This is a genomic window from Legionella sp. (genome assembly GCF_047605385.1).
In the GTDB taxonomy this organism is placed as follows: Bacteria; Pseudomonadota; Gammaproteobacteria; order Legionellales; family Legionellaceae; genus Legionella.
Map to the genome: position 1 here is coordinate 1 of NZ_JASGFU010000069.1, position 11,789 is coordinate 11,789.

Below are 11,789 nucleotides of genomic sequence, written 5' to 3' on the forward strand. Positions count from 1 at the left end.
ATATTAAGTACTACTGAAGAACCTGCTCGTTGTAGTTGGTCAATCAAATAAGCGCACCCTTTAGGGAACTGCTTTACAATGGACTCAATGAGAACAACAAATTCAATAGCTTTTTGATATACATCAAGCTTTTCGTGATCAAAATACTGCATTTTATGAGGTCATCCATGGGCACAAGTTGGTGATGGTATTCTACTGAAAAGTAGTTATTGTATGCAACATTATTTCGGGAACGCAAGCGGGCAAGCAAACGTTCACGTGAATGAGCACTTGCGCGAGCTATTTAATTTTTTAATACCCTTCAAACAAAGAGAATTCAAAATTGAGTGCGATTGCCATGGGTAGGTTATTTTCTAGATATATCAATTAATTAACTAAGTTTTCCATTTCGAGCTCTGCAGACTCGTTTTCAATTTCTAGCAAAGAATTAATCAATTGCGCTGAGGTAGTAAGCCTCTTCGCATTATAATGCTTAATGATTGGCGAAAAAATCCCATAATCACTTGGTATTCTGCGATGTGAGCTGCATATTTTCCAATTTTCAATTCCATTAGTTTTTGAATATTTCCACTCTTCGATTAACACAGCGAGTGCGCGCGTTTTATCCGTATGAATCAATGTGACTAAAGCACTCAATGCCAAGACAATACGCTCTCGTTCTACAGGCGAGCCATAATTACGGTGATGAATCCGCTGGATATGCTCTTGCAACAAACGTATCGCTTTATATCGTGGATCACGGATATCAGATACTTTTTCACCAGTAAATACCGCAATTAACTTTTTAAACAACGAATGAGGATACTCTTTGGTAAATGCTTGACTTGCAAATTGCCTGCCAAATTTTTGATGATTAAAGCGGACTTCATCAAGAAAAACCTTTTTTTCCGCTTGGTATGCTTTGGCATTAAAAGGCTTACTACCAGGTGAAGCTCGGCCACCTAAAGCAATTTGATTCAGCTCTCCTAAATCCTGCCACTTTTGCTTATCTTGAGTAATCCCTTCAAGAAAAGTACGAATACTTGGATGATGTGGATGCAGATTTGCCAGAAAAGATAACTTCTTTTTTAAGCGCTGCAAATCAAAATTTGCTAATTGCTCATGAGTCAATAGTTCATGCAACCCAGGTTGAGATGCTTCTCTAATATCCATAGCCTGCTGTACCTGCTGCCAAGCTTGAGCATAGGGACCATTGGTGTCGCCAGGTCCTTTGCCATACTTTAATGAAGCCCAGCCAATTTCAGGATTTACACAACCAATTTCATCTTCTAAGGCGACTGCACCAATACATGCCAGAACAAAGCCTGCACAAGAAAATCCATGCGGACGATTTTCATCACGGGTTCCCTTTTTAATTAAATTAAATCCTAATTTAGTTAATGAATTTGGCAAATTTAAGGAAGGTGCCATGAAAAATGAGCCAAAACCCGCAGAAAAGCTTGCTACTGGATTAGGGAAGAGAGGAGCTTTAATCGGTGCCGTTTTGCGCCGAGTGGCGTACTTTAAGTATTGGAATATATTAATTGTTTGTGCTTTTTCGCTCAGCTCATAATGCCTGTCATTATTTTGCACGGTTTCCATCGTACGTTTTTCATCATAAATCACTCCTTGAGATGCCCACACTTGCGCTTGCCTGGCAATCTTGCCACCATCTATGTCTTGGCTACGAAAAATGCGAACTTTAAGGGTATTTTTTTGTCCGAAATTCCAACGATTGCCAGTGTTGCTCAATTCAGTGTGTAAATTACAGAGTCCCGCAAGAGTGCCACGAATCGCACCTGAGCGTTTAAATCCCACGCCCATATGAATCACATCTCCAATTAACATAGGAGAAGGCGCATAAATTGCTACATGATAAGGCTTATCATTGTGCATAATCACCACAATATCTCCAGGCTTCATCTCTGTGATATCAACCACGTTATTACTCCTTTACTACAATTTTTTCAAAAAGAGCAAGTTTATATCAACTGCCTGAAAACAGCCATAATGAAATTAAATTGGGCGCTTACTATCCACATCAGGTATAGGTGGTGCTTGACTTAAAAGATCAGTGATGAGCAGTACAAAAAATAAAACGAGAAAAAAATAAAAAATTAACTTCGCAAGAAGCAGCAAAGTGGGATTAGACCCTGTATAAATATAAATTAGACCAACAATTGCAATGACTAAAAAAATAAATGCTGCAATTAACATAAGCAATCCTTTTCTTTTGTTACTGTAACAAAGACTTTTTTAAATTATAGTTTATATTTTATTCATACCGAGGCAGAATCATTACTTTTGCGATATACTCTATAATTCCTATTTAATGAAAGGTCAGATACTATGCGTACTCTAATTACCTGCGTACTTATTACCCTATTAAGCTTTGGATTACTCGTTAACGAAGCGGCTGCCAAACGTTTTGGTGGTGGGCGAAGTTTTGGGGTGCAACGTTCACAAAGCAGTATGTTTTCTCCTAATAAAGCACAAAACCCAACTCCTTTAGGTCAACGTACCACGAATACCAGCAAATGGGGCGGTTTATTAGGTGGTTTGTTAATTGGTGGTCTATTAACCAGCTTATTTATGGGCCATGGTATTGCTAGTGGCCTTATGTCTTGGTTAATTATAGGCGCTATCATTTTCTTTGCGATTAATTTCTTCCGCAGAAGAATGCAACCTGGAATGCAGATGGGGCAAACCAACACCGTTGGTCAAAACAATAATCCGTTTAGCAATTTTACTCAAGCTTTCAACACCAATCCTGGCAGCAGTGCGAGCAGCAGTATGTCTGGCTATCCACCTGATTTTTCTCCAGCTTCTTTTTTACGGGAAGCACGCGTGAAATTTAATCGCTTACAAGTAGCTTATGACGAGAAAAATACTCAAGACATCAGAGCATTTACTGCTCCTGAAGTATTCGCTGAAATTAAAATGCAGCTGGATGAGCGTGGCAATGAACCGAATAAAACAGAAGTCATTAGCCTGGATGCAGAATTACTTGATGTTTCAAGACAAACAAACTCTTATATGGCCAGTGTTCATTTTACCGGCTCTATTAAAGAAAATGATGATCCATTAAGCCAACTCGACGAAATTTGGCACTTTCGCAAATTCGACAATAGCAATGAATGGGTTGTGGGTGGTATTCAACAGAACGATTTTCAATCTTAATTTCTCTGCATAATGGATTTCTTGCTAAAACAAGGAAACAATCGCAGTAGGCAAGATAAATGTAAAGCAACTGTCTTGGTTAAAAAATAGCTCCAAGACAGTTGCTTTTATCTGCTTTAGAGATTACTTAACTTGCAGCGTAAGAGGTCACGGGGGATGGTGAATCTTGGCTGAACGGTTATATTCAACCTGTGCCAAAGATGGCCGTTCCCTAATAGGGACTGACCTTTTACCTTGCAGCACGCGGCTTCTGGCATGGTGACATTGTTTTAATTTTCATAGAAACTTCAAAGCCACATGCATGAGCATAATTTTGTATAGTGTTCCAGCTTGGATTACTACCACCTCTTTCCAATCTTGAAATATTCCCCTTTTGAGTTCCCATTCTTTTAGCAATTTCATCTTGAGTCAATCCAGATTTTTTCCGCATAGAAAGCAACGTATCTATTAAAGCAAATTCTGATTCTAATAAATCATACTCAGCTTTTACTGCAGGATTTTTAAATGCCTTATTTTTTAGATTTTGAATACTCATTTTCAACCTCCGCTCATAGGTTCTGTATGTGGCCAACCTAAATTTGCTCCATGCTCTTCAATTAATTCCAATAATTTAAGCATCCGAGCTTGAATCTTTGGAGACATATCTAATATAGCCTATTCAACTGATTCATTATAAAATTCTACTTTCCAATTCATAGTATATTTCTTATCATTGTTATCATAAATGATAACCCACTTTGAGTTAATTTTCAAATAAGAAGGCGAGTTATGTGGATACAAGTTCTGCCGCAAAATGCAGCTGAATTAATCGATAACGGCGCTCCCAATCAATCGTTGAACAATATCTCCTGGCTTAAAAACATTAATTCGAGCAAGTTAGAGAGCACTTTGAACAGGTTCTAAAGCTTGTTGGCGAGATCCTTTGAAAAAAAATTTCAATTTTTTGAACTATACTAAAACACCTAATGATATTCATTTCATCATTTATAATAAGGCGGCGTTGATATGATTCATATTGCCTCAACATATATTGCTGATGTATTGAGTTCTAACTTAAATATAATTCTTCAAAAATTTTGCGATCAACAAGTTTGTTTTCATTATAATCAGATTTTTCAACAAGCCCTTTTGCCTAATAGTGAATTTAATGAGAACAAAAATGGTCTTAATGTACTCTTGATAAGAAGCGTCGATCTATTTAGTCAGAAGAAAGAGAAAAATCAGATTTTAAATGATTTAATTGCGGCTCTTAATCGCTTGCAAAAAACCATGCACGTTCCATTGTTAATCCTCTTAACGCCGACACAAACCGCAACGATTGAAGAGGAAAAATACTATTCTACTCTAGAAAACAAACTGAAATCAACAATTGAACCCAATGTAAATACGACATTAGTTTCTGCGAAAGAGCTGCAAGCATTGAGTAAGACTTTTCTTATATTTAATAATTTAACAGAAAAATATGGACACATTCCTTACACTATAGATTTTTATGATTCATTGGCACTGCTTATTGCAAGAAAATATGCTTTGTACACAAGAAAACCTTACAAGGTAATTGTGTTAGATTGTGATGAAACTCTGTGGCGTGGAGTCATTGAAGAAGATGGTATTAATGGACTGGTTATTAATGATGAATGCCTTTCTTTACAGCATTTTATGATTGATTTATTTCAAGCCGGTTTTCTTTTATGTTTATGTAGTAAAAATAGCGAAAAATCTGTTTTAAATGTATTCAAAAAACGTAAAGAAATGGCGTTAAATCTTGATAAACATATTTGTAGTTATCGCATTAATTGGCAGCCTAAGTCAGCTAATATTCAGTCACTGGCCGAAGAACTGGATCTTGGTTTAGATAGTTTTATATTTATAGATGATAATAATATCGAATGTGCTGAAGTTAAAGCAGCATTTCCTGAGGTATTCGTGATTCATTTACCTGTTTTAAAGTCTAAAAAAGAAGAACTAACATCCAAACTTGATTATTTGAAAAACATTTGGGCTTTTGATTTGAAAGGCAAGAGTTCTGAAGATGAAAAAAGAACGATATTTTACCAACAAAATAGACTGCGACATGCATTAAAATCAGAGAGTACCAGCTATAAAGAATTCTTAAAAAATTTGAAAATAAAAACAAATATTCGCGAAGCAAATCCAAAAGATATAGACCGTATAATTCAGCTCAGTCAAAGAACGAATCAATTTAATTTATTTCCAAATGCACTTTCAGATAGTGAATTTAACCAGCGAATTGTTCAACAACAATTGCCTGGTTGTTTAGTTATTGAGGTATCTGATCGATATGGAGACTATGGGTTGGTAGGTGTTGCGGTTTATGACATAACGAATGATGAGTTACTTGTAAGAAGTTTGTTTTTAAGTTGTCGTATTTTAGGACGAGAAGTTGAATATACAGTTATTAATTATTTAGCCAAAATTGCAGAAAAATATAATAAAAAGGCAATTAAACTATTATTTAAAATTACAGATAGAAACATTCCTGGAATAGCATTCCTTCAACATTTGGCTGCTGACAAGGAGCTTAAAACGGTCGATCATATTGTGCTTCTTTTAAGTGATCTCAAAAAAATAAACCCTAAAATTATTTATTCGTCTAAAACAAATAAAAAGATAACGAACCAGAAAATAAATACTTCTAATGATTATATGCTCGATATTGCTAAAAATTACACTCAACATCAACATGTAAATAAAAAATATAATCCAATAAATCACAATAAGTTAATCACTGTTGAAATCAGTTTATTAGAACTGCTGAAAAAATATAAGTTACTGACTAATAAGAAGAAAGACATACCCTTTGTTGATCTTGGAATAGACTCATTAACCTGTGTATTAATAACAGGCGCAATTTATCAGCAATTCTCTGTCGAAATTGCTCCTTTTGAATTATTAAAGCCCGATTTTACATTGCATAAACTAACCCAATACCTATTGAATCAAATTAAAACTAATAATCAGGCAAAATCTGAAATGGTCAAGACATGGATGTATGATGGTCGTTTGTCTTTTACGCAGGAGCATTTGTGGGAAGAGGAGCAAATTTTTCCAGGGACAAGCAGAAATAATATGTTTTCAGCTTATCAGGTAGAAGGAGATATTGACGTAGATATTCTAGAAAACACATTTGTTCAATTAATGACGCGCCATGATTCATTACGTTTTTCTTTTTTGAAACACAATGAGGAACCATTGCTAAAATTAAATGAGCTATCATCTATGCATTTTAAAATCAACTCTTTTTTCAGCGATAACGATGAAGAGATTAAGCAATATGTAACCCAATTTAGACGAGAACCATTTAATCTTTCCCAGGCGCCTTTGTTTAGAGTATCGGTTATTAAGAGAGGAGAGAAAAAAACAATACTTCTGTTCTGTATTCACCATATTATTCATGATGGATGGTCATTGAATATTCTTATTGATGAATTAAGTGCTATTTACACTGCTTATTCTAAACAAATACCACTGTCTGGTATAAGCGAGTCATCTTCTTATATCCATTTCATTCAATGGCAACAGAGTCATATTTCTAAAGAGTTACTTGAGACACAACGAACGTTTTGGAAAAAGCAATTAGCACATATACCAAAACTGGATCTGATCTATGATAAAATAAGAAAAGAAGAGTATGAAAAACCGCTCAACTATCGGATTTCATTTAAAATAAACTCTCAAACCACTCACAAACTTAAACAAATATCCGTTATAAATCACGTCACATTGTATGACATTCTCATTTCCGCTTTTGGACTTTTTTTATCCCACTATACTAATCAAAATGATATAAATTTTATTACCGCTGTATCTGGTCGACATCATCCTCATACAGCAAATATTATAGGTTTATTTACTAGCTTAGTGTTGATCAGAATGAGTATTGATAATCAAGAGCCATTCAGTGATTTAATTAAAAAAAACAAAAAGATAATCGATCGTATACTCAATAATCAGGATTTACCATTTAATGAAATAATACAGTTAACAGGAGAAGGTGTTAACTCCAAAATACATGCGTTTAATCAAGCAGGTTTTATTTTTCAAAGTTATCCAATAAATAATCTAATTATTAATGATAAAGTGTGCAAAAGAGTTTTTGCAGATGATAAAGCGGAATTAATTTATGATGTTTGTGATGAGTGTCGGTTTGGAAATCTTGTTTGTTTTATGCAGGAATATAAATCAGAGTTACATGGCATATTTGAATACAATACGATTCTTTTTGATAAGAAAAGTATCCGATACATGATTGATTCATTCAAGACTCTTCTTAAACATATAAGCGAAGTCCAAAATGGACCAGCCCGTTCTATACCGCTGATATCTGTCAATCAATACACTTTATTATTTTATAAATGGAATCAACCCAAAGTGAGCTACTCAAGCGATGTCAGTTTATTACATTATTTTTCTGAACAAGTTATTGCACAGGAAAATGCTCTGGCAGTAATACATAATGAATCGCATTTAACTTATGGTGAATTAGATAAAATAAGCAATCAATTAGCGCGAAAACTCAGAAAAGAAGGCATTAATCGTGAAATACCTGTAGGAATTTTTGTGGAAAAAAATGCCACACGAATTGTTGCTATGTTAAGTATACTTAAAGCAGGTGGATGCTATGTTCCATTAGAAATGGACCTACCTATTTACCGCATGAATAATATAATAAACGATGCAAGGATCTTATTCATTATTACCGATAGTGAAACAGGCCTTCACATGATTAATGAGCATTATCCTGAAATTAAATCAATTTTAGTAACAGACAATAATATTCAATCGGAATCGAATGCTCCTCTATCCGATACCACAAATTCAAATCAATTAGCCTATATAATGTACACATCAGGATCCACAGGTAATCCTAAAGGTATTGCAATAGAACAAAGCGGAATTTTAAGATTGGTCAAATCTTCTAATTATATAGAAATAAATTCATCAGATTGTATTGCTCAAACATCAAACTTTCTATTTGATGCTGCAACCTTTGAAATCTGGGGCGCATTACTTAATGGTGCAACATTAGTTCTTATTGATAAAAATATCTTACTTGATGTGACCTCTTTGAATGCTGCGATAAAAGATAAAAAAATCTCTATTTTATTTTTAACCACACAATTATTTCATGCTTACGCTTATATAGCGCCTTATTTGTTTCAAAATCTAAATTATGTGATCGTTGGGGGAGCACCTGTTGCTTATGAAGCTGTTAAGCGAATATTAAATCAAAAAAATAAACCTGCTTGTTTTATAAATGGTTATGGACCAACTGAAAATACAACGTTTTCAACAACTTATACCATTAAAAATCATGGCAATTTATTTAATCCAATTCCTATTGGAAAACCTATTACGGGAACCCAAGTTTACGTGTTGGATCATGCTTTAAATCCAAAGCCTATAGGTGCTCCAGGAAAGTTGTATGTAGGAGGTGCAGGACTAGCAAGAGGGTATATTAATCAAGAAAAACTAAATCAAGAAAAGTATATTTATCATTTAAATGAAAGACTCTATGATACAGGGGATATTGTTGCTTGGAAAGCTGACGGTAATTTAAAGTACCTTGGACGAAAAGACAATCAAATTAAAATTAACGGCTATCTTGTTGAATTAGATGAAATTGAGGTGCAATTAGAAGCACATCATCTTGTCATTCAAGCAATCGTGCTGGTGAAAAACGAACACTATCATCGACAATTAGTCGCCTATGTCTTATTGAAACCTGGAAACGACCTGCATGACCTTAATTTATATCATTACCTTAAAACAATTTTACCTCAGTATATGCTGCCAAAATTTTATTACCAGATTGACGAAGTTCCATTAACAGCTCAAGGAAAAGTAGATAAAAAAGCACTTTTAAAAAAAGAATTTTCTGCTATTAGTTACACAGAGTACGCTCCACCAACCAATATAATTCATGAAAAATTAATTTGTATTTATTCAGAACTATTAAATATTTCACCAACAGACATCGGTATTAATACCGAATTTTTTGATCTCGGGGGCAATTCTATATCAGCGCTCCATCTCATTGATAAAATAAATCAGCAATTTAACATCAAAATAAATTTTGCTGATATCTATGAATACGCCAATGTTAAATCGTTAAGTGAAAAAATTACTGCTTTATTAAATAATGAAATTCGTTTATCAGGCATTGATTATACAAAATTTAATGATAACACTCTTAAAATCGTTAAAGTGGGAGAACCACAGAAAACACCCATCGTCTTCATTCATCCAATAGGTGGCACTGGATTTTGTTATCTTGATTTGATTAAATTATTACCTGATGATCAACCTTGCTATATTATTCAAGATCCAAGCATCGATGCGAACCAAATAGTGTTTGAAGATATATCAACCATGGCAGCTTACTATAATCAACTGTTGCTAAAAAATCTTAAGGCAACAAAATTTATACTTGCTGGTTATTCATTTGGTGGTATGTTATCCTTGGAAATGGCGTCTCAGTTGGAACACCAAAAATTAGGTGAAACTATTCGTTTAGTTATTGCATTTGATACCTGGGTAATCTCTAATTTTTTGAATGCAAAAGCTAAAGAAGCGCTTCGACGAAGCATTATGAAACAATATAAACGAGTAGAAAATGAGCTGGTAAAAGCACATATTGATCCGAAACCTTGGATGGAATTACATTATCGTCGTTTACAAAACTTGGGATTTGCTTATAAACCGCCGATAATTAATAAAAAAATCATACTTTTTAAAGCCAATCAGCAATTAGACGAGTTTTCTGCTATGAATGATTCGACAAATTACCTCAAAGCTCATACCAGTCAAGATGTTTATGTTTATTCTGTATCAGGCAACCATGATTCTATTCTTCAATATCCTCATGTTAAAGATATAGGTCATTTATTAAGTCAGTATTTGAAGGATAATATTTTTTGAATGCCAATTATAAAAAGAAACTGAATATTTTTCTCAATCTATTTTGTAGAAAAAAAAGACATCTTAAAACAATTATTTCTTTAAAAAAAAGAATACATATGTTGGAGATGAGCCAAAGTAGGACTGAAAATTATCTAAATAATATATTACGAGTTATTCCTGCCAATATTTACTGGAAGGATTTAAATTGTATCATTTTAGGTAGTAATTTATCTCATGCGAAGCAAGCTGGATTTTTAGATCCCAAAGAAGTTATTGGAAAAACAGAACATGATTTTGTTTGGAAAGAGCAAGCAGATGAAATTATGGAAAATGACCGCCGAATAATGGAGTCAGGTGTTGGATGTCAATTAGAGGAGTATGCAACTTTAACTGATGGAAAACTTCATACTTTTTTAACGTGTAAAGATCCTCTTCGTGATAAAAACAATAAGGTGATTGGCATAATTGGTGTTTCTACTGATATAACGGAGTTTAAGAGATTACAAAAAGAACTTCTTCGAATAAAAACATTCGTTGCAGAAGCTGATGCACGTGCATCTCATGCTAAAGCAACTGCCGAAGAAAAAATACGTAAAACCATTATGATATTAGTGAGTGATATTATTCATGATCTGCGAACACCCATGACAACGATAAAAGCAGCAACGGAGCTTTTAGAGAGCATGTTACCTGTTTTTCTTGAGATTGCTGAAGAGGCCAAAAATCTAGGCGCCACAAAAATAAATTTATTGAATCAGAAGAGCTGGAATTATTTATTTAATAAGACTCCCATAACTGATATCCAAAATTCCATAGTAATCATTAATGAGTTTCTCAATACAACACTAGCTGAACTTGCAAATGCACATAAAGCGGTAGCTTCAGAGCTAACTGAGGTTATTTGACGAAGAATTCAATTAGGGGATGAAATTGTTGAGAAGCCTTATATGATGTATCTTGTTAACCAACAAACCGACATGAATTTTGAAGCAAAAAGAGCATTGCGCACGCTTCATGAAGTGATTGAGGATCATAGGCATGAGTCTTTTTTTAGAAACTAAAAACTTAATTATTAATACACCAAAATTATCCGATTTTAATAACTTATATGCCTTACAATCTGATGTTGATGTGATGAAATATATTGGCCAGGGTGTACGTACTGAAACTGAAGTAATGAATGGCTTAGAGAAAGCTATAGCACACTACCAGAAGCATCATTTTAGTCTTGGCTGTGTATTTGAAAGAGAAAGTAAAGTATTTGTTGGGCGAGCTGGTTTAATTTACCTTGCTTATGACGACAGCCAACCTGACATCGAAGTAGGTTATGCCTTAACGAAAAACGCATGGAATAAAGGTTATGGTACAGAGTTGGCTAGAGCGCTTATTCATTGGGGATTTGTACATTTAACGGTTAAAAAACTTGTTGCTGTTATTAATCCTGATAATGAACGATCACGACGAGTATTAGAAAAAGTACGAATGAATTATGTAGGACGTGCGCATTATTGGAATAATGAAGTAGCTCTATACGAAATTCATAATGAATAATAGGTTACTCCCCAGGTATTTAATTGAGCTCACCGGCTTCCCCTCTCCCCCGCGCGCAGCGTGGGGGAGAGGGATCAAGGGTGAGGGGGATTAAATAGTATCGCGAAGCGACTTCATTATTAAAAATAAAGCTTGCAAAATGATGTGGTTATGAT

At 34.3% G+C, this 11,789-nt stretch carries 8 protein-coding genes; 4 read left to right on the plus strand and 4 right to left on the minus strand.

Annotation, left to right across the window (positions count from 1 at the left end):
* From QM652_RS12185 to QM652_RS12195, 3 genes are all read right to left on the minus strand, one after another.
* Positions 1-152 (minus strand): four helix bundle protein (locus QM652_RS12185; RefSeq protein ID WP_415076201.1); only part of this gene is annotated, 152 nt, incomplete at its 3' end.
* A gap of 214 nt (positions 153-366) precedes the next feature.
* A complete protein-coding gene (locus tag QM652_RS12190; RefSeq protein WP_415076187.1) occupies positions 367-1,920 on the minus strand; it encodes a hypothetical protein in 1,554 nt (517 codons plus the stop codon).
* A 75-nt stretch (positions 1,921-1,995) separates the two neighbouring features.
* Positions 1,996-2,196, minus strand: a complete 201-nt coding sequence (locus tag QM652_RS12195; protein ID WP_415076189.1) for a DUF1328 domain-containing protein — start codon at positions 2,194-2,196, stop codon at positions 1,996-1,998.
* 132 nt (positions 2,197-2,328) lie between these two features.
* Here QM652_RS12195 and QM652_RS12200 point away from each other — a divergent pair, with 132 nt between their 5' ends.
* Positions 2,329-3,159, plus strand: a complete 831-nt coding sequence (locus QM652_RS12200; RefSeq protein ID WP_415076191.1) for a Tim44 domain-containing protein — start codon at positions 2,329-2,331, stop codon at positions 3,157-3,159.
* 229 nt (positions 3,160-3,388) lie between these two features.
* Here the strand turns inward: QM652_RS12200 and QM652_RS12205 are convergent, their stop codons facing one another.
* Positions 3,389-3,694, minus strand: a complete 306-nt coding sequence (locus QM652_RS12205) for a helix-turn-helix domain-containing protein (protein WP_415076193.1) — start codon at positions 3,692-3,694, stop codon at positions 3,389-3,391.
* A gap of 470 nt (positions 3,695-4,164) precedes the next feature.
* Between QM652_RS12205 and QM652_RS12210 the strand changes: the two genes are divergently transcribed.
* The 3 genes from QM652_RS12210 (at position 4,165) to QM652_RS12220 (ending at position 11,634) form a co-directional block, all read left to right on the plus strand.
* On the plus strand, positions 4,165-10,101 hold the full coding sequence (locus QM652_RS12210) for an amino acid adenylation domain-containing protein (protein ID WP_415076195.1): 5,937 nt from the start codon (positions 4,165-4,167) through the stop codon (positions 10,099-10,101).
* A gap of 98 nt (positions 10,102-10,199) precedes the next feature.
* Positions 10,200-10,988, plus strand: a complete 789-nt coding sequence (locus QM652_RS12215) for a PAS domain-containing protein (protein WP_415076197.1) — start codon at positions 10,200-10,202, stop codon at positions 10,986-10,988.
* 133 nt (positions 10,989-11,121) lie between these two features.
* Positions 11,122-11,634, plus strand: coding sequence for a GNAT family N-acetyltransferase (locus QM652_RS12220; protein WP_415076199.1), 513 nt, complete (start codon positions 11,122-11,124; stop codon positions 11,632-11,634).
* The last annotated feature ends 155 nt before the right edge of the window (positions 11,635-11,789 follow it).